Annotated in this window: 1 pseudogene; it reads right to left on the bottom strand. The window is 62.3% G+C overall.

The features are described 5' to 3' along the window. Positions 1-228 (bottom strand): annotated as a pseudogene (locus E0702_RS18540) (glutathione S-transferase family protein); the annotation flags it as partial.

Consider the following 228-nt stretch of genomic DNA (forward strand, 5'->3'; position numbering starts at 1 on the left):
CGCCGAGTGCCCAGCCTGTCTTCGACCCAGTCGAGGGCCGCGAAGAGCGTGGTGACCGCCTCGTCATAGGCTTCTTGCGTGGTGGCGAAGCCCGACTTGTAGACGCCGTTGTTGATGTCGGAATAGACCCGCGCGTTCACCGCGTCGATCTCGGTGCGCAGGGCCTCGGGATAGAAATCCTGGGTATCGCCCGTGATCCCGTCGAAGGCATTGTTGAACATCCGGATG

The sequence above is a fragment of the Halomonas marinisediminis genome (assembly GCF_004347715.1).
GTDB lineage: Bacteria > Pseudomonadota > Gammaproteobacteria > Pseudomonadales > Halomonadaceae > Halomonas > Halomonas icarae.